A 22255-nucleotide genomic window follows, 5' to 3' on the forward strand; every position below is an offset into this window, starting at 1 on the left:
GAGGGGTGGGTGGGCGGGTCATCAGTACGGATGACGAGCGAAGCGAGGAATACCGCTTTGGGCCAACCAAAAGCAGAAAAGACTGTTTAAGGAAAAAAACGCCATGAAAAAAGTAGAAAAAACCGAGGCTGAATGGAGAGCCCTACTTCAGCCAGAAGAATACCGCATTTTGCGGCAGGCAGGAACCGAACGCCCTTTTACAGGAGCCTACTACCAAGAAGAACGCCCTGGCCAATATAGCTGCAAAGCCTGCAATTGGCCCCTTTTTGATGCCCAACAAAAATATCATTCGGGCTGTGGTTGGCCCAGCTTCTGGACCGAGCTAGCCAGCGCCAATATCATCCAACGGCCCGATTATAGCCATGGTATGCAACGCATCGAGCTGCTTTGCCCGCAGTGCGAATCGCATTTGGGCCATATTTTTAATGATGGGCCAGCCCCCACGGGAGTTCGCTATTGTATCAATTCGGCTAGCCTGAACTTTAGCCCAAAAGAATAAGGTCCTTGGCGACCTACAGGCGGCAAAGCCGCCGCAGGCTGAGGGGCTGTAGCAGGGCCGCCCTAGGCGGCAGACCAAAGCGCTGAAAGCGCTGCAGGGCCGAGCGATCAGCGAGCTGCGCAATGGCCCGACCCGACCGAAGGGAGGGGCAGCCCCCAATCATTTTATAACTTAATTTCGGCTAACAACTCCCATTCATTGGGCCGAGGAGCCGTATGCACCAGCTGCAGGCGGTCAAAATGCAGAGGAATGCTTTGGTCCTTGGCCTCCTCCTTAAAAATGGGCAAGGCTCCATATAAAAAACTGAGTTGAGGGACAAAAGGGTGCAGCTCCAGATGTTCAAAAAGCGTTTGGGCCTCTGCTCGAAGCTGGTCAATTTTGGAATTTGCTTGTTTATTGAGGAATAGACAGCGATAATGTGCCTCTAGCTCGCCACAGGGATGAAAATCTAGCGAAATGGGCAAAATAGCCTCGGCCCAAGCGGCTAATTTTGGAGCTAGCTGCTCGGCGGGCTCCGACAAGCCCGACAAAAGCGTCAGGTGGGGACAAAAGCGCGGAGAATCATCTAGGCTATATAGGCCCGTAATGAGTTGGGCCAGTTCCTGATAAGCCTGATGATTGGGGATTAACCAAAGAGAAAGCATAGCAAATAGAGATTAGGGAAAGGAAGATACAAACTTATTAGGGAATTTTGGGGCTAGCTTCGGTCCTTAAAGAGTTTTGTTTAAATTTGCGGCAATTTTGCACGCTCAAATACAGGGATTTATATGCTCAACATCATTTTATTTAGTACAGAGACCAGCCGTATGCGGCTACGCCCATTTAGTTATAGCCGTCCGATTGGGGCATTTCGTTTAGGTATAGATAGCTTAGCGGAAAAATGGCAAGCTTTGCTTGGCGGACAGGTTTCTCATTTTACGGCTCCTTATTTGGCCCAAAAATATCCCTGCCAAGTTGAGGAAGAAAACTTATTGATTCGGGCTACCATTCTTCCCTCTGCAGATTTGATTGCGGCCATTGGGCAGCTACAGGCGGGCGAAAGTCTAGCTGATGCTCAGGGGCAATCTATTGCATTACGGTTAGGTAGCTTAGCGGCCCAACAATATTTGGCTGGACAGTTATTAGAGCCCTTAGTTCAGCAAGAATACCGGGCGGACTTAGTCGAGTTAAAAGGCCCATGGGATCTCTTTCAGCTCAATGATTATCAGCTTCGGCAAGACTTTGAGCGCTTGAAGGGCGAAGGGAAAAAACTTTCGGCCAGCAATCGTTTGATTGGGCCAGAAGATCAGCTGTATATTCATCCAACGGCCTATGTAGAAGGCAGTATTTTGAATACACAAACGGGACCTATATATATTGGTCCAGAGGCCCAAGTTTTAGAAGGTTGTATGTTACGTGGACCAATTGCTTTAAACGAGGGAGCTGCCTTAAAAATGGGCACAAAAGTTTATGGCGCGACAACTTTGGGTCCTCATGCTAAGATGGGTGGAGAAATCAGCAATGTCAATGTATTTGGCTACTCCAACAAGGGACATGATGGCTTTTTGGGCAATGCCGTTTTGGGGGAATGGTGCAATTTGGGGGCAGATACAAATAGCTCCAACCTCAAAAACAATTATGGCAAAGTAAAAGTATGGAACTATGCCCAAGAACAATTTGAGCAAACTGATTTACAATTTTGTGGGCTGCTTATGGGCGATCATAGCAAAACAGGCATTAACAGCATGCTTAATACGGCCAGCACAGTAGGCTTTTCGGCCAATCTTTATGGAGCTGATTTTCCAGAAAAATTTATTCCCTCCTTTGCTTGGGGAAGCAAAGGCAACTGGCAAACCTACAGCCTTGACAAAGCCATGCAAACCGCGGAGCGCATGATGCAGCGTAGAAACATTCCCTTTGATGCAAATGAAAGCCAGCTTTTTGAGCAGCTTTTTGTCCGAACTCAAAATTATCGAAAATGGGAGTAGCTGTCACAAGAAAACCTAATTTACTTAAAAAATTAGCGAGCTACTTTTATAGTTTTCGGTTAGAGCAGGAAGAAAGTTCGATTAGTGGCCCTTTAGAGCTTCAGTATAGAGAAGGGCGATATATGTTGAGTACTGAGCATGCAATTTACTCTTACCAAGACCTTTACCACAACTTTCGGCTTGCATTTGACTATCTAGAACCTGAAAAAAAAGGACTAAAATCAGTACTTATTTTAGGTTTTGCCATGGGGAGTGTCTGTCAACTTTTAGAGAATAGAGGGCTCAATGCCAACTACTTAGGCATTGAAATAGATCCTGTAATTATTAAGTGGACCAAGCAATATATTTTGCCTGAATTGGCGGCTAACATTAGCTTAAAACAGACTGATGCCATTGCATTTTTGCAAGAAAATGCAGACAAGTTTGAGCTAATACTCATAGACTTATTCATTGATAATCAAGCCCCTGAGCAGTTCAGAACAAAGGATTTTCTACTGAGTATACAGGAACATTTAGCTCCTAATGGACGTATAATATATAATAGTATGTCCGATCAAAAGGGCCATTCAGCATTTTTGGAACAATTTCAGCAAGTGTTTCCCAAAATGCATAGTCTTCAAATAGGGAAAAATCAACTCCTATTTAATTTGCCCAAATAAATTGTCACAAACATTAGGTATTTTACCTAGCAACAGATTAAAAAATTATTAGGCTAGTTTAAGCCCTTTGCAATTAGGCTTTTATTGCTTATTTTTATTTATATTAAAATAAAATTTCGATAAAATCCAAAGACAGATAGGCTAACAAGGCAGAGATAAGCAAGCTGATAAGAATTAATTTTCCAAAACTGTTAATTTTCACGATATTCATTGGCTAAACAGGCCTCAAGTCATTCTAAACCAAAGCAAAAGCAAAGATAAAAACTAGATACACTTAATATTTTAGGGAATATGAAAGCACTGTACAACCACTCACTTTTTAGCTTGTTGTTTATCTGTAGCCTGCTACTTTTAGGAAGCAATGCAGAGCTAAAGGCCAACGACAAGTTTTTTGATTACCTGCCAAAGTACCGTAAGTTCAATTCCAATTATCAGATTGATAAGATTGAATACAGGGAGAAGCGCACAGTAATTTACTTCCGCTTTGTTGTTGAAGAAGATAATAATGTCGCCTTTTACAGCGGCTCACACCCCAATGCTTGGTACCTCCGTACACCTCCACGTATGCGCGGTATTGAGGTCCAGTTCAAACTTATGGAAATCACTGATATCCGCGTCAATAACGAAGTTAAGGTTGATATTCTCAAAGATATTCCAGAAATCGAATACGAAATGAAGAGAGGTGATGTGGTCACCTGCGAAATGCACTTTGCTCGCATTCCTCATTATATCCGTATGCTAGACCTTATTGAAGGAGCTGATGGTGATATGGACAATGATCGTTTCAACTGTTTTGATATTCTTATAAAAACGGCTCAGAGCCCTCTGCTCGGAAAAGAAAACGAGGCCCAAAAGAACACCCAACGCTTTGAGTCTACCTTCACTTACCTACAACCTCAAACGACTAGTCAGCCACTAGCCACCACAACAGAAGATAACACTCCAGAACCAAATAACGGCAGCAGCCACATGGCAGAGCCTATCGACTACCGTCCTCAAGCAATGACAGACTTAGCCGATATTCGTTGTAATAAAAGAGTGATTCTTCCATCTATTTCCTTTAAAGAAGATGATGTAAACTTTAATGGACGAGTTCGAGCGATGCAAGATATCAAAACACTTCGCCAGTATCTCGAGAACTATCCCACAGCAATGATTCGCTTACACGGACATACAGATATTTTTGGAGATGACCTTCGCAACCTTCAACTCTCTAGAGAACGAGCAATGGCCGTTAAACTAGAACTAGTAAAAATGGGAATTGAACGAGATCGAATTGAAATCTTGTTCTATGGTGGTCGCCAACCACTACAAGGCCTAGAAGAGGGCGGTATTGAAAACCGACGCGTAGAAGCAGAAGCTATCTGTACAGAATAACCCCTTCTGCTAATCAACCCAAAGCAGCTATTCCAGTCTTGGAATAGCTGCTTTTTTGTTTTAGGGAAACCCCTAAAAACAAAAAGACTAGGGGAAACCCTAACAAAAACTAGCTCCTCTCTGAATATATTTGTGACATAAGCAAATCCCTATTACTTCAACCCTTTTGTTATGCAACCTACTCCCAAAAGAATTATATACTCTCTTTTTTGTTCCCTCCAAAGCTATATTAAACAGCTCCAAAAAGTTATACAATTACAAACCAAAGTCTATCTAATAGATAATCAATCTGAACATAGACTTACTATTGTTGGCTCCCAAAAAGGCAATACAGAAGATGTATTTATTCCTCTAGGCCCCAATAAATGTATAGACCTTTCTCAGAGTAATCGATATTGTAAAACAACAATCAGCCAATATATTCACCTATTTATCAATGGCTGCTACACCAGAAAACGCATTCAATACATTCATGGACAAGCCACCCTTGTTATTAAAAATACTGATATTTCATCCTTTTAATCGTTAATTATGCAGATAAAAGAATATATCCAAGCTTGGAACGATATCCGAAATAGCTCCAAAGGCTTTCAATTTTTACAAGCTGGCAGTGGATTATGTGTTAGTAAAGAGGAGTTTGAACAATGGAATAAGCAATCAACTTGTGTTCACCTCTATTTAGCCAATAAAAATAATGAACCCTGCTTCTACCTCATTGATGAATACCACGACCAAGCCCAAGAATATATCCTCGGCCAAACTATTTTTGAAAAAAAATACATTAAACCTAGTCTTCCACCACAACAGCCTCCCCTAAAACAACATAAACCGAACGAACTACTCCAACTGATTCAAAAGCTCCTCCAAGTACTTGATGATGAACCCAACACCTCTACTAATAAACAAAAAGAGCTAATCAAAGCAAGCTTTAACCAAATCATTGATCAATTGAAGACGCCTGAAGAATTTGCCCAGTTTCACCAAAACCTACGCAACCATGTAGATGCCGTTATTCCAGGCTTCCGATGGCTGATGTATGCCCCCCAATGGTTCGAAGAATTAGCACAGGCCGAACAAGTAGTCCAAGCTTTTGAAATCCCCTTCCAAGACTTCGAGTTTCTTTTTAATCAAGAGAATTGCCAAGAAGTCTTCCTCTTTTTTGCCCTCAAAAACACTCCCAACGACAACTACCGCAACGCCATCGATGTCTTTTTGGCCCAATACGACCCCAAAAAAGATTCTAGCGAAGAAATTAACTTTGTCTTAGCCAATCGTACCGCAGATATTAGTACCCCCTGCCCCCCATATAGCGCAATAACTAATTTCCCCTTGCTTTCCTAAATCCCCAGAACTCTGTAATCCCTCCCCAAACTTTTCCCCCAGTCTATCTAACTACGTTTAGATTTTAAGTACATTAGCCCCAATCAAATTGGGGCTATTTACTTATGATGGAGTTTATACAGTTAGTCGGTCGACTAATCGCCATTTCGGCTATTCTAATTCTTAGCATCGGCTGCTTAGTTCAACTTTTCGGAAAGAGATACAATGAAAAAACCTGGCTCAGCATTTACCTACTAGCCCTGCTCAGCACAGAAGGCCTAGCCAGTTATATCGGCTTCTACCGACAGGAAAGCGTCTTCTTTATGTTTATCCTCTCTTTTTTTATTCACTTTTCTTTCCTCAATATATATTATAACCACTACCTATTTAAACGCCCCCCTATACAAATACTACTGACCGCAAGCCTCGGCCTCCTCCCCTTCCTCATCTTCAGCTTGCCAGCCCCCTACTATCAGCAACTAAGATATTATGACCGACTCCCCTACTCGATCGCCATTATGCTGGCTAGCTTATTCTACTTCTACTTACTAGTCAGTGGACTAAAACCCAGCAAAAAATCTAGTATTCTTCTCAACGCCAGTATCCTCCTCTTTTTTAGCCTAGACGCCTTTCTGGCCCTCGCCACTAAATACCTAATTAGCGAAAGCCTTACTTTAGTCTCTGGCTTCTGGACGATCAGAGCTATCTGCCTTCAATTATTCTATATCGCCTTAATTTATTACGGATGGGTACGCAGCAAGACGCCTTGACCATTTTTATCCTCCTTGCCGTAGGAACCCTCCTCCTTGGCTTCCTCCTCTTTCTCTTTTTCTTCTTCCTCCGCATCCACCTCAAAAGAATTAAAGCCGCCGAAGAAGAAAAACACCGACTCGAAATTAACCACCAAAAAGCCCTCGCCTCCGCTACCGTAGAAATCCAAGAAAGAGAACGCGCCCGAATTGCCGAAGAATTACATGACGACCTTATCGCCCAACTCTACCGCATTAAGCTCTCTAACTTTAATCCCCAAATTAACCAAATGCTTAAAACAAGTATCCAAAAAGCTAGAGGCCTCTCTCACGACCTGAGCCCCCCCATGATCGATCAAGTGAATATGGAAACAATTTTCCTCGACTTTATCGAACCCTTTCGACAGAAATATAAAATTATATCTAACCTCAATGCCGGTAATAATAAGGAGCTTTCTAAAGAAGCAAAACTCCAACTCTTCCGCATCTTTCAAGAACTTATTACCAATATTGATAAACACGCCAAGGCTAGCCGTATAGATATTTATTATCGCTACCGAAACAACTATTTGGTCCTCCTCATCCAAGATGATGGCCAAGGCTTTAGCCCAAATAAACAAGCTGGCCTCGGCCTAAAGAATATCGCTATGCGCAGCCAAATACTCAATGGCCAATTTAAGTTTAAACCCCATTATCCACACGGAACTACTTTTATTTTCCTCAACTATGAGCCAACTCACTAATATCAACATTGCAATTACCGATGACGACTCTCTAGTGGTCCAACTACTCACCGAATATCTAGAAAAATTCTCTCCGCTTCCCTGCACCGTCAGCCTAACCGCCAATAGCGGCCAAGAATTTATCGAAAAAACAAAGCTCCCTAGCTTTCAAGAGGTTGATATTATCCTCCTCGATATGCGCATGAAAGATGGCGACGGCCTCTGGGTCCTCGAACAATTGAACAAACAGCAGTTCACCGCAAAAATTATTGTCCTAACTTCTTACTATAAAACAGCTTACATTGGCCAAATGATGAGCCTAGGCGCCCACGCCTTCTTACCCAAAGAAATTGATAAGGAACAACTGGTCGAAATTATGGAGGAGGTCCACAAAAAAGGCCACTATTTTACCTCCGAACAAATGCAATCCCTACGCGCCCAAATTACAGCCAAATCACCCAAACTACAACTCGACCCCACTACAGCAATTAGCCCCCGAGAATTGGAGGTCCTCCAACTCATCGCTCAACAATATACCACCAAAGAAATTGCCGAAAAACTCTGCCTAACGGTCAAAACCATTGAGGCCCATAAAAGCAATTTACTCTCTAAAACAGGCTCTAAAAATGCCGTTGGCCTTGTCGTCTATGCCATAGAACAAGGCCTAATTAAACCTAGCGACTGTATTCGGATGAATTAACCTTCCCAAGCATTATTTCTTTTTTCCCCTCTTGTTTTTATTTTGGGGCCCGCGGCCAAGCCAGGCAGAATGCCCGGCTTGGCCGCCGCTATGCTGCGCGGCTCGCTCATCGCTCGGCCCTTCGCTTTTTCGCTGCGCTCAAAAGCTCGGTCTGGCCTGCGGCCACCGCTGCGCAGCGCTGGGCCGCTCCACTTTTGTTTTCACTTAATTCTTTCTGCTTCGGCCTTTTGTCTGCCCCTTTTAAGCGGTAGGCCTCGCTTCGCTCGGCCTGCTTCAATATGTCCCCGCCCACCCACCCCTCTACAGGATTCCTTACGGAATCCCTCGGGCTGGCTGGCCACTTGCTACAATTTTCCCCAGACCAATTAGGCGGCGAAGCCGCCTCTGGCCCCAAGGGCCAGAACGGCCTAGCGATGCGGCGGGGTGGCCCGAAGGGCCAGACCCAGGCGGCAAAGCCGCCGCAGGGCCGAGCAGAACTGCGAGCCCCAAAGCGTAGCGCCGCAAGGCGAAGCCGCAGCGGAGGCCCCTCATCCTCCCTCAATAAAATAGCCTAGAACTAAAAAGGACTATCCCAAGCACTAAGGCCGAACATAAGCCGCCAAAGCCTGCAACAAAGCCGAAATATCCTCTACATCCATATCTGCCCGTAGGCAAATGCGCAGGCGTTCTTGTCCCCTAGCCACCGTAGGATATCGGATTGGGCGCAGGTCAAAGCCCGCCCCCATCAAATGCGCAGAAAGGGCCATGACCTCTGCATTTCCAGGCCAAAAAATAGCCTGAATCGGCCCCTGATTAGCCGTCAGATAATCGGATAGAGATAGTTTTTCTCTTAATGCTAAGTAATGCTCTAGCCGCTGCCTAAGTTCGGCTCGCAAGCGCGCTCCCTCCTGCTCCAAATAGCGATAAACCAAGGACAAATGCCCAATTTGGGGCAGAGACATGGCCGTGCTATAAATCAAGGGACGTGCAAAATTGATTAGATAATTACGCAGACTTGGGCTGCCCAAAATCACAGCCCCATGCGCGCCAATCGCCTTGCCAAAAGTATGCAGACGAGCAAAAATGCGCTGACTCAAACCTAAGTCCTGAACCAAACCGCCCCCATTAGGACCAAAACAAGCCGTTGCATGCGCCTCATCTACCAAAAGGGCCGCCTCATAACGCTCGGCTAAATCGACAAGAGCCAACAAAGGCGCCTGATCGCCATCCATAGAATAAAGCGATTCGACCCAAATGTAGCGCAATCCAGCTCGATCTTGGGCCAACTGCCGCTCCAAGTCCTTTATATCATTATGGGCAAAGGCAAAAGCTTCCCCCTTGGCCAACTTCAGGGCATCATGCAGACTCGCATGGGCCAAGGCATCATAATATAAGGTATCGCCCCGCTGCAAAAGCGCTGAGACCAGGCCCAAATTGCCCAAATAGCCTGTATTGAAAAGCAAAGCCGTTTCTGCTTCATGAAATTGGGCCAGCTGCTGCTCCAACTCCTCCATAGCGGGGTGATGGCCAGAAAGCAAACGAGAGCCCGTGGCTCCCATTTGCTCATATTTTTCTTGCCCCAAAGCAGCTAATAGCTGAGGATTCTTGGCCAGCCCCAAATAATCATTCGAGCTAAAGCTAATTAGGTCTGGCTGATAACGCAAGCTGCGCTGCATCCCCCGCTTAGCATAGGCGGCAAGGCGTTCTTGCAGCCGTTCTTCATGCTTCATGACTTACTCAATTCTGGCCACAGTATTTACCGCATCCAAGTTTTTAATCGACATAATGATTTGCTTGAGCTGGTCCTTATTCTGTACCATCAAACTAATTCGGCCCTCAAAATGACCCTCAAGGCCCTCCATAGAAAACGAGCGCATATTCACGCCCAACTCATTGGTAATAATATTGGACAACTGCTGCACTACGCCCATATCATCCATACCTGTAATCAAGAGATCGGCTACAAAAGAGGTTTCCCCAGACTCTATCCATTCCGCCTTTTTAATCCGATAGCCATAAGTAGCCTGCATATGCTCGGCATTGGGACAGGTCGTCCGATGAATCTTTAAGCCATGTTTAGAGGTCACATAAGCAAAGATATCATCTCCCATTACTGGATTGCAACAGGTCGCCAAGGAATAAGTATAGTTGCTCGCATCTTCGCCATCAACAACCAATTTGGGCTTCTTAAACTGTTTGCGACTAGCCAAGGGGCGTAATCTCGGGCCCTTGGGCTTTTCCATCTGTGCAATCTCCTCTTTGGGCGTATCTGCTAACTCTGGAAATAATTTTCCTTGCTCTTGCCGCAAGAGCTTAATCTCATTTAGATTGTACTGCCCCTGATAAATCCCATAATAAAGGGCTGGCCGATTTTCTAAGCCATAGTACTTGACTAGAACATCTATATTCTCGTCGGCATCTAGCTTGAGGGTTTTGAGTTTTCGCTCTAGGGTTTCTTTCCCCAAAGCCCCCAGCTTCATGCGCTCCTCTCGAAGCGCTTGACGGATCTTATGCCTTGCCCGTCCAGTTTCTACCATCTTCAACCAACCCTCTGTTGGCTTTTGATTGGGACTTGTTACTACTCTCAACTGATCTCCATTTCGGAGGCGATAGCTAAGCGGAACAATCTTTTCGGCCACCTTGACCGCCTTACAATGGTAGCCCACTTCAGAGTGAATATCAAAAGCAAAATCTAGAGCCGTGGCCCCTTTCGGGAAAAAGCGAAGATCTCCCTTAGGCGTAAACACATAAACCTCCTCGGCAAAAAGATTTGATTTGAAGCTGTTCAAAAACTCAATAGCATTGGTTTCTGGATTCTCCAGCATTTCTCTTGCTTTGGTTAGCCAACGCTCAAAAGTACTGCTTTGACTAGACTTAACCCCCTTGTATTTCCAGTGTGCCGCAAAACCCATTTCAGCAATCTCATCCATCCGCTCAGAGCGAATCTGCACTTCGACAAAGCGCCCTTTGGGCCCCATAACCGTCGTATGCAAAGATTCATAGCCATTAGTCTTTGGCATAGATACCCAATCCTTTAGGCGCTCGGGCACAGGGGTATAATAATCTGTAATGATGGAATAAACATTCCAACAAGCCGCCTTTTCTCGCTCAATGGGCAAATCTAAAACAATCCGAATAGCGAAGAAGTCATAAATTTCCTCAAAGGCTAATTGCTTCTTCTTCAGCTTGTTGTTAATAGACGAAATGGACTTGGCCCGACCAAAGATGCGGGCCTTATAGCCTGCGGCTTCTACAGCCTTGCGCACAGGAGCAATAAAATCTTCGATATAGGCCTCTCGCTCGTCCTTAGTTTCTTGAAGTTTCTTGACAATATCTTGGTACTCTTCGGGCTCAATGATCTTCATGACCAAATCCTCCATTTCCGTTTTAATAGAATAGAATCCCAGACGGTGGGCCAAAGGAGCATAGATATAAGAGGTTTCTGAAGCAATTTTTAATTGCTTATGATGAGGCATAGAGCCCAGCGTCCGCATATTATGTAGACGATCCGCCATCTTAATGAGCACGACCCGCACATCCTTGGCAATAGTCAACAGGATTTTTTTAAAGTTTTCGGCCTGTGGGCTACTCATCTTGTCGCCCTGTACATTATTGGCATTGGCAATACCCGAAAACTTGGTCAAGCCATCTACAATAGAGCTGACCTTTTGCCCAAACAAAAAGCGAATTTGAGCCAAAGTTACCTCCGTATCTTCAACCACATCATGCATAAGGGCCGCCTTAATTGAGCGAGGCGCCAAGCCCAACTCATCGGCACAAATACGAGCCACCTCTATCGGATGCAAAATGTAGGGTTCGCCCGACTTTCGTCTCTGCCCAGCATGCGCCCGAAAAGCTAAGGTAAATGCTAAGCGCATTTCTCTTTCTTCCTCTGGGGGATAATCCATTCGCAGGCTGCCAAGCAAATGCTCAAAAGCTGCATAAACTTCTTTTTCTTCCTCTGCATTGAGGTCAGCGGTGGGATCTGGCAAATTTAATGGCGCCAGCTTTTCTTCTATATAGTCTACCATAGTTTTATCCTTTTTTTGAGCCAGCCTGCTTATCCATAAATTTGGCGCTAGGCCGCCACTTTATTTTTTGCTTTGCCCTACAAACAAAAAATGTTTATCCCAAAGACAAGAGCGCCCCTCTTCTAACTTCTAAGCGCAGAGGACAGCAGCAGCAAAAAAGAAATTTAGAGAGAAGCCCTTGCTTTTCCAAACTTTTTTAAGCTATTGTCCAAGGATCAAAGAATTTAAACGCCTTCCACAGGCTTAGTCCCCCCCTTTTAGCCCACCTTAAGCTATCAGCAAGCATCAAGTTAGCTTTTGTAAGGAACTCTAGACTTGAATTTAGCTCTGACCCCAAGCCAGAGGCGTCTGTATCGTTACATTTAGCTCTGGCCCCAGGCCAGAGGCATCTGTATCCTTACATTTAGCTCTGGCCCCAGGCCAGAGGCATCTGTATCCTTACATTTAGCTCTGGCCCCAAGCCGGAGGCATCTGTATCGTTACATTTAGCTCTGGCCCCAAGCCGGAGGCATCTGTATCGTTACATTTAGCTCTGGCCCCAAGCCGGAGGCATCTGTATCGTTACATTTAGCTCTGGCCCCAGGCCAGAGGCATCTGTATCCTTACATTTAGCTCTGGCCCCAGGCCAGAGGCATCTGTATCCTTACATTTAGCTCTGGCCCCAGGCCAGAGGCATCTGTATCCTTACATTTAGCTCTGGCCTCAAGCTAAAAGAGAGTTTTAAGCAGACACTACAAATAGATACAACCTACTTTATCAACATCATTAAAAACAGCATTAAAATATCTACGTAAACAGCAACTATTAAAAAGTTATAGTTTTTCCACCAAAAGTCTTGACATTATAAATGTGTATACGTATATTTATAACGTAACTCCTTTTCATCACCTCAAGTTTTTATACTATGATAGAAATTACAGGCTGGATTAAGACGGAAAACTTCGTCTATACCATCACCAAAGACAACAAAAAGAAGATGTACCTTTTAGCTAAGGATCATGTTCACAAATTGACCGAAAAAGCCGCTTCGGATCCTGTCATTCAAGACATCCTCAACTTTATTCTGCCCGCTTATGATGACTTTCTTCTTCAGTACCGCAAGAATACCATCGATCAAAGAGGCTACCATCAAAAAACAGCAGCATTTGAAGCCCTAATTGCACAATTGTCCAGCGTTGAAATTCGCCGTTGGGATATTGAAATCCAAATGACTTATGATGTCATCACTAGCGATTACAACCGACTCCTCCCCGATGGCAGAAAGCCCTTCCAAAAAGGGACCTACGATATGCGCATCGAGGCGGTCATGACTTTGGGCGACCTCTTGAGCAATGACCCTCAACTTCAGGGACTAGGCGCAACAGTCCTCGCTTTTGGCCAGCAACTAGAAGACCTCCGCAGCCAACAACAAGGCGTAGAAGGCAATACCGATGATAATGTGGACGACTTGGAAAGCAAGCGCGAAGAACTCGCCATTGTGCTCTATGGCGCCTTTGCTCGCCTTTTGGCCCATTACTACCGTAACCCAAAACGGGTAGACAACTTCTATGAGCTCAAGTATTTCCGCAGAAGCAAGAACAACAATACAGAGCAAGAAGAGGAAGACGATAATTACAGCCATTTTGAAGTCGAACTCAGCCCAGGCAGCAACCAAACCCAACTAGAAGGCCTCCTCCTCGGTGGCGAACGAATTCGATTGCAACATATCCGTGGCGCAGCAGTCCTCTACTACTTTTTGGCCCAAGCTAATGATAGCCCCGACCAACAGTATGAACTACTGCCCAATCAAATGATTGAAATTAACGTCCCTCTAGGACAACGCCTCATTGTTTTGGATAATCCCAGCAATCAGAATGCAGTCATAGAGCTTGAACTACTCCCTAACTAGCCCCCAATGAAAAAAAGGAATCTCCTGTAGGAGATTCCTTTTTCTTTGCCCGATCAACAGGCTTCTGATCGCCCCAAAAAACAAAGCGGCCTAGGAGAAATTCTCCTAGGCCGCTCGTTTTGGCAGCGCCTACGGCTTAATCTACCTTCAATTCAAAAGGCAAACGCATTTGTGGCCCTTGCATGCTGCGCAAGTCTTTTACCTGCTGCATCCAGATTAAAAGCTCTGGATCAAGTCCCTCAAGCATTTGGTTTTTCTGCCATTCGCCAGGAGAAAACTCAACTTTTTTACCTCCAGTCAAACCTTCCATCAACTCCTCTTCAAAGCTTTTGATTTTGGGATAATGTACCTCATCATAGCTTTCGCCCAAATTGGCCAAGCTCGCGGCTTCCTTAACAGCAGCATCCAAGCCCGCTAGGCTATCGACCAATCCAATCTCCAAGGCAGCAGTGCCCAACCATACACGGCCCTGTGCAATACTGTCTACATCTGCGCGCTTGAGGCCACGGCCCTCGCTCACACGGTTTTTGAACAAGTCGTAAATCTCCTCAATTGATTGCGTAATGATGGCCCCCTCCTCTTCATTGAAGGCGTAATATTGCCCCATATCACGACTCATGATCGAGAATTTACCCGTTTTTACGGTATCCATCGTCAAGCCCAATTTCTCTTCATAAAGCTCACGCATATTCGGAATCATCCCGAATACCCCAATAGACCCCGTAATGGTATTGCTTTCGGCAAAGATTTTATCCGAGTTGGAGGCAATATAATAACCGCCCGAAGCTGCTACGTCTCCCATAGAGGTCACTACCTTAATGCCCTGCTCTTTAGCCAACTCGATTTCTCTCCAGATCACCTCAGAGGCAAAGGCAGACCCCCCACCAGAGTTTACACGCAAAACGATGGCTTTCACCTTATCATCCTCACGGATTTCGCGGATGGTACGGGCATAATACTCGCCACCAATGCTTCCGCGCTCCCCTTCGCCATCAACAATGCTTCCCTCAGCAAAGATCACAGCTACCTTATCGGCATTAGCCGAGCGCTTCCGCAAGTTCTTCTTTTGCACATCATAGTAGCCAGAAAGGCCTACAAACTTTAATTTAGCCTCTTTATCATCCTGAATGCCCACTAATTCACGCAATTCCTTAATGACTTCATCCTTATACTTCAAGCCATCTACCAAACCATATTGTAGGGCCGCATCCGCATTGCGGATCTTAGCCTGATTGGCCAATTGATATAGACTATCAGCAGAGATCCCACGGCTCTCGCCAATTACCTCCAAATACTGCTTATAAGCTCCAGACAGGTACTCCCGCACTTGTTTGCGGTTGGCTTCGCTCATATCCGTTCTGCGGAAAGGCTCCGTAGCACTCTTAAATTTACCTGCATAATAGATCTGTGCTTTTACCCCCAGCTTATCCATTAGGCCCTTATAATACATGATTTGTCCACCAAAGCCCATGAAATCAATACCGCCCATAGGGTGCACATACAATTTGTCTGCGGCAGAAGCCAGATAGTAAGTAGACTGTGAATAGTTATCGGCATAACCCAACACAAACTTACCCGAAGCCTGAAAATCAGCTAGGGCTTCACGGACCTTCTTCATGCTAGCAAAACCACCTGGGCTGCTTTTGGGAGAAAGGTAAATCCCCTTGATATTTGGGTCCTCCTTCGCCATGGCAATCAACTGCAAAAGATCGGCTAGACCTACATTCTCGGCAAAGAGGCTTTCCAAATCAGTCGCCCCGTTTTTATTGATATTATTGCTCAATTCGGGAACAGCCGCCCCAAAATCCAACTTCAAAATGCTATTTTCCTCTACCTCTGGATCACCAGGCTGGCTCATTAAGACAATAGCCATCACAATAGCTCCCAAACCAAAAAGACCGACAATGGTCCCGAAGCAGGAAGCAAAAAACTCACGGATAAAATTCTTCATAGATGATTGATTTATTAGATACTTTTCTTTGCTAATGATTTGGGGCTGCCCCTCCCTGCGGTCGGGTCGGGCTGTGCCAGGGCTCGCTATTCGCTCGGCCCTGCGCGGGCTGCGCCCGCTGGGTCTGGCCTATCGACCACCCTTTTCCATCCCTCAGCCTCTGCGGCTAAAGCCGCAGCAAGTGGCATAGCGCTTCGCGCTATTCGCTTAAATAGCGGGCTAAAGCCCGCTATGAAGGCGGCCAAGCCGCCTAATTGGACCAAGATAGTCCTCTGCCTAAATCAGTTAGAGAAAATAGCTAAAGTTTTTGGGACAAAAAAAGGGCTGCCCCTAAAAGTCGACAGCCCCACAGATATTTCGGACAAAACCTACTTCCCTTTAAAATTGGGCGCACGTTTCTCCAAGAAGGCCGAAGCCCCTTCCTTAAAATCTTCCGTATTTACCGCATTGGCAAACTCAATTACTTCTTTGCCAAAGCCAGTCTTGCTAAAGTGGCTGTTTACACATTCAATCACTTTTTGGATAGCAATAGGCGCTTTAGTCGAAATCTTCTCCAATAGGGCCTTAGCTTTGGCCACTTCCTCGCCTGCGGGCACTACATAATTAAGCAAGCCCAAACGATAAGCTTCTTCCGCCTTAATCATGTCGCCAGTCATAAGCAATTCTACGGCTTTCGTTTTACCCAAGTATTGGATCAAGCGTTGTGTTCCACCATAACCAGGAATAATCCCTAGGTTTACTTCGGGTTGGCCAAAGCGAGCCGTTTCGCTAGCCACGCGAAGATGACAAGCCATAGCTAGCTCGCAACCACCGCCCAAGGCAAAACCATTTACGGCAGCTACCACAGGCAGCTTAAACTCTTCAATCAAAAAGAAAATATCTTGGCCATGCTGGGCCATCTCCAAACCTTCCTGAGCATCAAGGCCAGTAAACTCGCTAATATCGGCACCAGCAACAAAAGACTTGGGGCCCGCTCCAGTAAGAACCACCCCTTTAAGGCCTTCTACGGCTAGGGCATCTTGGCCAAAGAACTGCTTGAGCTCCTTCAAGGTCTGTTGATTGAGCGCATTGAGGGCTTTGGGCCGATTGATAGTCAAAGTAATAATGCCGTTTTCTTCAACGGCCAAAAGATTCTGATAAGTCATAATGATATCTGATTGATCAAATGGATATTTTTCGATTTACTGCGTCTAGAGGCGAGCGCAGCGAGCCGGCCTAGCGATGGTAGGCAGTGCGGCGCAGCCGCAGACCTAGGCGCTGCAAGCGCCGCAGGGCCGAGCGAATAGCGAGCTGCTGAACGTAGCGCCGCAAGGCGAAGCCGCAGCGGAGGCCCCAAACAGAAAGCTATCGCTTTCTTTGCCAGAACAGCAAGCCCCCAAAGATAAGAAAGCCGAGCAAACTGCCCAAAAGAGCGGGCTGCCAATAAGGGGGCGAAAATTGCAGCTCGAGCTGATGTTGGCCCGCCGGCAGGGGAATGGCCATGAACCCTAGTTGGGCCCGATAAATCGGCTGCGCCTCTCCATTGACCAAAAGTTGCCAATTGGGATCAAAAGGAATGGAGAGGAAGAGGGCTGCGGGCTGCTCTAAGGCTATTTCGCCTTGGAGATGCTTTTGGCCCAGCTTACTCCAGCTAACGACTTTGCGGCTTCGGTTGGCCACATCTTGTCCCAGCTCATTTGGGCCATAGGCCTGAGGGTTAAGATGGTTCAAGGGGTTATCCTTCAGGGCGGCAAAAGCCGCTAGATCCTCTTGGGCCAGCACCAAAGTTTTGAGCAAAGCCATCTGTTTTTGAATGGCCTGATTATCATTGGGGAGCGCCTCCCATTGCTTTTCGGCGCATTTGCTATCGTAAGTGAAGCCTAGCGGGAGATACATGCTATTTTTCCAAATCTTGACGGGCCCCACACTATCTTGCAAAACATAGAAGAAAGGATTGACCGGCTCCTTGGCCAACCAATACTTACTGCTGGCCAAAACCTGCAACAAAGGCCGCTGGCGAATACCGGGGGCCCAGCGGGTTTGGTTTTCGTCCTTGGGATCAATCACTGCTGTTTTGGCCAAAAAGCGGATATAATTCTTTTGGTTGAAAGAGTGATAAGAAGAGGAGCCCTTGAAGTTTTGGACCTTGGCATCATTGAGGCCATTGTGCATAGCGGGGCTAGAGCTATACATCTTCTCTATGCGGTAAAAGCCTTTGTCTTGGGCTTCAATTTTGGCCAAAGCGGCCATGCTCTCATCTTGGTAGCCTATGTTTTGGGACCATTCTTCTTTGCTGACTATTTGGCGGTCGCTGCTATACACCTGCTTAGCCGAGAAAATCAGCTCGCCCAAAAAGAGGAGGGCCAGAAAACCAAAGGCCTGCAAGCGATATTTTTCAATGGCTAGGGCCGCAATGGCTAGAGCAGCCCCCAGCAAAAAGATAAAGAGCAGATTTTGCAAACTCTGATCTACCTGCACCTCTTTGGCCGATAGAAAAGGGACATATAACAAGGCCGCCCAAAAGACAAAGCTAAAAATGAGCAGTCCGATATTGGGTTTGGCCCCTTGCAAAAGCTTAGAGAGTCCCTTTAGGGCCAGAAGTAGCAGGCCTGTGGCCACAAAAAGCGAGTAAATGCGGTAATAATTACCTGCGTACAGCCAAATGCTATATCGGAAAAAGGGCACAAAAAGCGGGAGCAAGAGTAAAATCAAGGCGGCCAAGCTTAGGTAGCGTTGCTTGCCCTTTTGAAAAAACAGGGCTTGGGGCAAGAGCAAGAGCAGCGGGAGGGCGATATAGAGGCTTGGAGCCTCTAGGTAATTATTCCAGCCCTTATAGGCCAGTACATTTTGACCATTGGGCAATTGCTCGTAGGCTGCGCCAAAGAAAAAGTTGGGAGAAAAGAGTCGGCCGAGGATGGTCAGGGCTTCTGCCTTTTGGGTACTGCCGAGGCCTTCCTGCATCAATTGGGCAAAAAAGGCGGATTCTCCGCCGACTCGAGGGCTATTGAGAATTTGGTCAATGGTACTAATCAAGAGGACCGAGCTCATGAGTAGGCCAGCAGCTCCCCAGATCATTAGCCCAAGATAGAGTTGGATAATGGCTTTTTTATCTTTTTGGTCTAGCTCCAAGAGGCGGAAAATGCTATAAACGCCTACAAAAAGGCCAATAATATAGAGATCCACAGGCATATTGAGGGCCAAAAAAAAGACCGAGAGGCCGAAAGTCTCTCCTTTTTGTTTGGCGAGCAAGCGCTCGAAGCCCCAGAGGCAAAGCGCCATAAAAACGGCTTGGGTGCTGAAGACATACCAGCCTGCGCCAATGAGCAGAAAGCCAGAGAAAGCGAAAGCTAATCCCCCCGCCATTTGGGCCAGGGGCGCCAACTGTCTATAGCCTAAAAAGCGAAAGAAAAAGAAAGCGGCCAGAAAAAGCTTGAGCGCTTCCATCCAAGCGATGCCATAGGCCAGCTGTTTTGGACCGAGGAGATAGAGGGGCCATTGGAAGGGGTCGCCTAGGCTAAGGGGGAGAATATTTTGTCCCATCCCTTGTTGGAAAGACCAAGTAGGGAGTCCCTCTTTTTGGAGGTAATCGGCAACATGATGGAGTTGGGGGTAAAATACATTGAGGGTATCGCTCCCAATATCTTTAAAAAGAAAAAGGTCTGGACCAAAGAGAAAAGCGCTAAAGGCCAAGAGTAAAAGGACTGAAGTCAGGCCCAAAAAGATATAAGTCTTATAGGGCAGCCATTTTTGGGGAATAAGCGAAGAGGACATAAGGCAAATAATTAAGGAAGTGATCTATTTAAGGGACTTCCGTTTAACTAAATTTGACTAAAAAAGGCTCTTCTCAGCTAAGAGAAGAGCCTATAGAAAAGATTGCTTGTTATAACTAGTTAGAGCGTTTGTTGGCCAAATAGCTTACTCGGCGGAAGTTGGCTCTACGCAGCTCTGTTTTTACATCGGTGATGAGTCCCATTTTCACTTCCCCATCAATTTTCATGGCACAAGTCATTTCGTTGTGGCGTTCGGGGTTAATAGCCGAACGTTCTACATTGACAAATTGCATGATATCATCAGGAGTAGCAAAAGCATCGTTGAGTTGGATCTTAGGAGCTGAACCAAACTGAGCTTGATAAATGGGTGAAGGAGGACCGATGAAGATGTGGCTCACCATAGATTTTTTCTCCAGCTTTTCCAATTCGGTAGCTTGGGGAATTCTCACCCGCACTTTTACATCCGCATCACGCATTTTGGTTACTACCATAAAGAAGCAGAGCAACATAAAAACGATATCGGGTAAAGAGGCAGTGGTGATACCGGGGGCATCCTTCTTTTTATTCTTCTTAAATTTAGACATGGTCTAGTGGTTTAAGATTTAATCAAATCGAGTGGGCTCCGCTTCAGAGAGGAATTTTGGATAATCCTCACGGATAGCCATACGGTCCTCTTTTTCTAGAGTTTTGTATGGGCGGCCAAAGCGGCGCTGGGCTTCTGACTCCCAAATGGCGTTATAGGCAGCTTCTAGTTCGTTGTAGACTCCTAGGTAGGTAGTATAATCAGTTCCATCATCATTTTGCAGCGAAATCACTGCTGCTCTGGGGTTATCTGACATACTAGGGTCAGAGCCATTATTAGTGATAAAACGAATTGCTTTTTCCTTAAGGCTTTCTACAGGAAAGCCAGGCTCTCCTTCTACAGCAAGCTGATTAGCCCCATTGATCACCACCTCTAAAACGTTACGAGAGTTTTTATCCTGTGGGTCCACGGGTTCATCTACCCATTGGGGGAGAGTCACCTGTAGTCCAGAATCCGTTTGAATAGTCGTAGTAACGAGGAAGAAAACCAAAAGCAGGAAGGCGATATCGGCCATAGAGCCTGCGTTGATTTCTGGGATTTGTCTTTCAGCCATAATTCTTGATTTCTATGATTATGATTTAATGGTGTCCCAAACTGCAGAGAAGACCCAGGCAGCAATACTGAGGAAGATCATGACCACAGCAAAGAGGAGAAGGCCATCGACAAAAGCGACATCGGCTCCTTCTAGGTGGTGGTTATGGTTTCCTTGAAAGACGACCAATTCTTCGGCAGTGGGAGTAGTGCCCATTGCTTTAGTGACAAAGAAAACAACCAACATTGCTCCGGCGATAGCTAGGAACTTGATTGATTCTTTGATATTGAAGGCCATATAAAGAATAGGGCCTACAATAGCTACAAGAGTACAAATAGCAATGAGTAGATAAGTAATATTTAGCGCAGGGTTGAAGATTCCTGAAGCATAAAGCGTAGGCTTATCTGCTTGCTCTGGAAAACCTCCAACAATGGCGAAGATAGAGATGAGAGACAATAAGGCACCTAAAGAGAAGCTAATTGTCACCCCATGTTTCTTCAAAAACTGATATGCACCGTTCATAAGGCATTTCTGATTTTTGGATGTGAATGGAGAAAATCAATTAGGCTTTTTTGCCTTTATTGTTGTGACCGTTATCTAGAAGGATGTCAATCATAGAGATTGTAGCATCTTCCATTTTGTTAGATAGAGAGTCTACTTTGTTGGTAATCAAGTTGTAGAAAATCTGAAGGATAATCGCTGTGATTAGACCAAATACAGTAGTCAAAAGGGCTACTTTAATACCACCCGCTACATCAGAAGGACGGATATCACCAGCGGCTTCGATCGCATCAAAGGCTGAGATCATACCGATTACCGTACCCATAAAGCCCAACATGGGAGCCAAGGCGATAAATAGCGCCAACCAAACCAAACCTTTTTCCAAAAGGCCCATTTGTACGCTACCGTTAGATACGATGGCTTTTTCTACAGCATCCAAACCACCGCCTACGCGGCGGAGGCCTTCTCCAAGTACTTCTGCAGTGGGGCCAGGTGTAGCTTTGCAAAGCTCATGAGCACCTGCAATATCATTGGCGCGAACATGCTCCTCAATTTTGGTCAACAACTTTTTGGTGTTGATGGTCGCCAAGCTAAGGGTGATGATACGCTCAATAGCTACAGCCAAACCAAGGATCAAACAAACCAATACGAAGGTCATGAATTCCCAACCTCCATCAATATAGTATTTCTTAATTTGCTGGTAGAATGTTACTTTCTCAGTTTCAGCATCTACAGTTTCTACATCAGCGCCAGTTTCTTCTTCGGGGGCAGCTTCAGGAGTAGCAGCAGGATCAGTTTCTGCTTCAGGATCTACTTGTGCAGTAGAGTCGCCATTATCAGCGGGAGGATCTTGGGCGTAAAGTGCCGTGGTAGAAATCGTTGCTCCCAAAACAAGCACAAGCAACAAAGCAAACAATCTTTTCATAATAGATGTGCGATTTAACAGTTTTTCGGAAAATTACTTTTCGTCTTTGCCAAGAAGTAATTAAATGCTTCTTAGAAAGCAGCTGTAAAGTTAAAGTGTAGTTGAAAATTTGAGCGCCCAAAT

Annotated in this window: 19 protein-coding genes; 9 read left to right on the forward strand and 10 right to left on the reverse strand. The window is 45.7% G+C overall.

The genetic code is table 11. The features are described from left to right. Positions 1–103: 103 nt before the first annotated feature. A complete protein-coding gene (gene msrB, locus PPO43_RS04150; RefSeq protein WP_272620548.1) occupies positions 104–499 on the forward strand; it encodes a peptide-methionine (R)-S-oxide reductase MsrB in 396 nt (131 codons plus the stop codon). 164 nt (positions 500–663) lie between these two features. Here msrB and PPO43_RS04155 read toward each other — a convergent pair whose 3' ends face one another. Then, positions 664–1143, reverse strand: a complete 480-nt coding sequence (locus PPO43_RS04155) for a 2'-5' RNA ligase family protein (protein WP_272620549.1) — start codon at positions 1141–1143, stop codon at positions 664–666. A gap of 123 nt (positions 1144–1266) precedes the next feature. Here PPO43_RS04155 and PPO43_RS04160 point away from each other — a divergent pair, with 123 nt between their 5' ends. The 7 genes from PPO43_RS04160 (at position 1267) to PPO43_RS04190 (ending at position 7993) form a co-directional block, all read left to right on the forward strand. Continuing rightward, positions 1267–2466: a putative sugar nucleotidyl transferase gene (locus PPO43_RS04160; RefSeq protein ID WP_272620550.1), complete on the forward strand. Its 1200-nt coding sequence runs from the start codon at positions 1267–1269 to the stop codon at positions 2464–2466. After that, complete coding sequence (locus tag PPO43_RS04165) at positions 2457–3125, forward strand: spermidine synthase (RefSeq protein ID WP_272620551.1); 669 nt, start codon at positions 2457–2459, stop codon at positions 3123–3125. Before PPO43_RS04160 ends, PPO43_RS04165 begins: the two co-directional genes overlap by 10 nt. A 291-nt stretch (positions 3126–3416) precedes the next feature. Next, positions 3417–4502, forward strand: coding sequence for an OmpA family protein (locus tag PPO43_RS04170; RefSeq protein WP_272620552.1), 1086 nt, complete (start codon positions 3417–3419; stop codon positions 4500–4502). Between the two features lie 531 nt (positions 4503–5033). Next, positions 5034–5843, forward strand: coding sequence for a hypothetical protein (locus PPO43_RS04175; RefSeq protein ID WP_272620553.1), 810 nt, complete (start codon positions 5034–5036; stop codon positions 5841–5843). Positions 5844–5947: 104 nt separating this feature from the next. After that, positions 5948–6592 carry a hypothetical protein gene (locus PPO43_RS04180; RefSeq protein ID WP_272620554.1) on the forward strand — a complete coding sequence of 215 codons (645 nt, stop codon included), beginning with the start codon at positions 5948–5950 and terminating at the stop codon, positions 6590–6592. Beyond that, positions 6568–7314: a sensor histidine kinase gene (locus PPO43_RS04185; RefSeq protein ID WP_272620555.1), complete on the forward strand. Its 747-nt coding sequence runs from the start codon at positions 6568–6570 to the stop codon at positions 7312–7314. Before PPO43_RS04180 ends, PPO43_RS04185 begins: the two co-directional genes overlap by 25 nt. Further along, positions 7298–7993: a response regulator transcription factor gene (locus PPO43_RS04190; RefSeq protein ID WP_272620556.1), complete on the forward strand. Its 696-nt coding sequence runs from the start codon at positions 7298–7300 to the stop codon at positions 7991–7993. Before PPO43_RS04185 ends, PPO43_RS04190 begins: the two co-directional genes overlap by 17 nt. 578 nt (positions 7994–8571) lie before the next feature. On the opposite strand, the gene PPO43_RS04195 is transcribed toward PPO43_RS04190, so the two are convergent. Together PPO43_RS04195 and PPO43_RS04200 are read right to left on the reverse strand one after the other, a co-directional pair. Continuing rightward, positions 8572–9702: an aminotransferase class I/II-fold pyridoxal phosphate-dependent enzyme gene (locus PPO43_RS04195; protein ID WP_272620557.1), complete on the reverse strand. Its 1131-nt coding sequence runs from the start codon at positions 9700–9702 to the stop codon at positions 8572–8574. Positions 9703–9705: 3 nt separating this feature from the next. After that, entirely contained in the window at positions 9706–12003 is a 2298-nt protein-coding gene (locus PPO43_RS04200) for a RelA/SpoT family protein (RefSeq protein WP_272620558.1), read from the reverse strand. 904 nt (positions 12004–12907) lie between these two features. Between PPO43_RS04200 and PPO43_RS04205 the strand changes: the two genes are divergently transcribed. After that, positions 12908–13891 carry a hypothetical protein gene (locus tag PPO43_RS04205; protein WP_272620559.1) on the forward strand — a complete coding sequence of 328 codons (984 nt, stop codon included), beginning with the start codon at positions 12908–12910 and terminating at the stop codon, positions 13889–13891. Positions 13892–14027: 136 nt separating this feature from the next. Here the strand turns inward: PPO43_RS04205 and sppA are convergent, their stop codons facing one another. The 7 genes from sppA to PPO43_RS04240 form a co-directional block, all read right to left on the reverse strand. After that, positions 14028–15842, reverse strand: a complete 1815-nt coding sequence (gene sppA, locus PPO43_RS04210) for a signal peptide peptidase SppA (RefSeq protein WP_272620560.1) — start codon at positions 15840–15842, stop codon at positions 14028–14030. 368 nt (positions 15843–16210) lie between these two features. Next, positions 16211–16987, reverse strand: coding sequence for an enoyl-CoA hydratase/isomerase family protein (locus PPO43_RS04215; RefSeq protein WP_272620561.1), 777 nt, complete (start codon positions 16985–16987; stop codon positions 16211–16213). A gap of 199 nt (positions 16988–17186) precedes the next feature. After that, positions 17187–19592, reverse strand: coding sequence for a YfhO family protein (locus PPO43_RS04220; protein WP_272620562.1), 2406 nt, complete (start codon positions 19590–19592; stop codon positions 17187–17189). 115 nt (positions 19593–19707) lie between these two features. After that, positions 19708–20175 (reverse strand): ExbD/TolR family protein, encoded by a 468-nt coding sequence (locus PPO43_RS04225; protein WP_272620563.1) that lies wholly within the window; start codon positions 20173–20175, stop codon positions 19708–19710. 18 nt (positions 20176–20193) lie between these two features. Next, entirely contained in the window at positions 20194–20727 is a 534-nt protein-coding gene (locus tag PPO43_RS04230) for an ExbD/TolR family protein (RefSeq protein WP_272620564.1), read from the reverse strand. A gap of 18 nt (positions 20728–20745) precedes the next feature. Further along, entirely contained in the window at positions 20746–21228 is a 483-nt protein-coding gene (locus PPO43_RS04235) for a hypothetical protein (RefSeq protein ID WP_272620565.1), read from the reverse strand. 40 nt (positions 21229–21268) lie between these two features. Further along, positions 21269–22132 (reverse strand): MotA/TolQ/ExbB proton channel family protein, encoded by an 864-nt coding sequence (locus PPO43_RS04240; RefSeq protein ID WP_272620566.1) that lies wholly within the window; start codon positions 22130–22132, stop codon positions 21269–21271. Between the last annotated feature and the right edge of the window lie 123 nt (positions 22133–22255).

This window comes from Saprospira sp. CCB-QB6 (assembly GCF_028464065.1).
Lineage (GTDB): Bacteria > Bacteroidota > Bacteroidia > Chitinophagales > Saprospiraceae > Saprospira.

Excerpts from the sequence above, each read along its gene's own strand:
- msrB (WP_272620548.1), top strand. The coding sequence starts at position 104 with ATGAAAAAAGTAGAAAAAACCGAGGCTGAATGGAGAGCCCTACTTCAG.
- PPO43_RS04155 (WP_272620549.1), bottom strand. The coding sequence starts at position 1,143 with ATGCTTTCTCTTTGGTTAATCCCCAATCATCAGGCTTATCAGGAACTG.
- PPO43_RS04160 (WP_272620550.1), top strand. The coding sequence starts at position 1,267 with ATGCTCAACATCATTTTATTTAGTACAGAGACCAGCCGTATGCGGCTA.
- PPO43_RS04165 (WP_272620551.1), top strand. The coding sequence starts at position 2,457 with ATGGGAGTAGCTGTCACAAGAAAACCTAATTTACTTAAAAAATTAGCG.
- PPO43_RS04170 (WP_272620552.1), top strand. The coding sequence starts at position 3,417 with ATGAAAGCACTGTACAACCACTCACTTTTTAGCTTGTTGTTTATCTGT.
- PPO43_RS04175 (WP_272620553.1), top strand. The coding sequence starts at position 5,034 with ATGCAGATAAAAGAATATATCCAAGCTTGGAACGATATCCGAAATAGC.
- PPO43_RS04180 (WP_272620554.1), top strand. The coding sequence starts at position 5,948 with ATGATGGAGTTTATACAGTTAGTCGGTCGACTAATCGCCATTTCGGCT.
- PPO43_RS04185 (WP_272620555.1), top strand. The coding sequence starts at position 6,568 with ATGGGTACGCAGCAAGACGCCTTGACCATTTTTATCCTCCTTGCCGTA.
- PPO43_RS04190 (WP_272620556.1), top strand. The coding sequence starts at position 7,298 with ATGAGCCAACTCACTAATATCAACATTGCAATTACCGATGACGACTCT.
- PPO43_RS04195 (WP_272620557.1), bottom strand. The coding sequence starts at position 9,702 with ATGAAGCATGAAGAACGGCTGCAAGAACGCCTTGCCGCCTATGCTAAG.
- PPO43_RS04200 (WP_272620558.1), bottom strand. The coding sequence starts at position 12,003 with ATGGTAGACTATATAGAAGAAAAGCTGGCGCCATTAAATTTGCCAGAT.
- PPO43_RS04205 (WP_272620559.1), top strand. The coding sequence starts at position 12,908 with ATGATAGAAATTACAGGCTGGATTAAGACGGAAAACTTCGTCTATACC.
- sppA (WP_272620560.1), bottom strand. The coding sequence starts at position 15,842 with ATGAAGAATTTTATCCGTGAGTTTTTTGCTTCCTGCTTCGGGACCATT.
- PPO43_RS04215 (WP_272620561.1), bottom strand. The coding sequence starts at position 16,987 with ATGACTTATCAGAATCTTTTGGCCGTTGAAGAAAACGGCATTATTACT.
- PPO43_RS04220 (WP_272620562.1), bottom strand. The coding sequence starts at position 19,592 with ATGTCCTCTTCGCTTATTCCCCAAAAATGGCTGCCCTATAAGACTTAT.
- PPO43_RS04225 (WP_272620563.1), bottom strand. The coding sequence starts at position 20,175 with ATGTCTAAATTTAAGAAGAATAAAAAGAAGGATGCCCCCGGTATCACC.
- PPO43_RS04230 (WP_272620564.1), bottom strand. The coding sequence starts at position 20,727 with ATGGCTGAAAGACAAATCCCAGAAATCAACGCAGGCTCTATGGCCGAT.
- PPO43_RS04235 (WP_272620565.1), bottom strand. The coding sequence starts at position 21,228 with ATGAACGGTGCATATCAGTTTTTGAAGAAACATGGGGTGACAATTAGC.
- PPO43_RS04240 (WP_272620566.1), bottom strand. The coding sequence starts at position 22,132 with ATGAAAAGATTGTTTGCTTTGTTGCTTGTGCTTGTTTTGGGAGCAACG.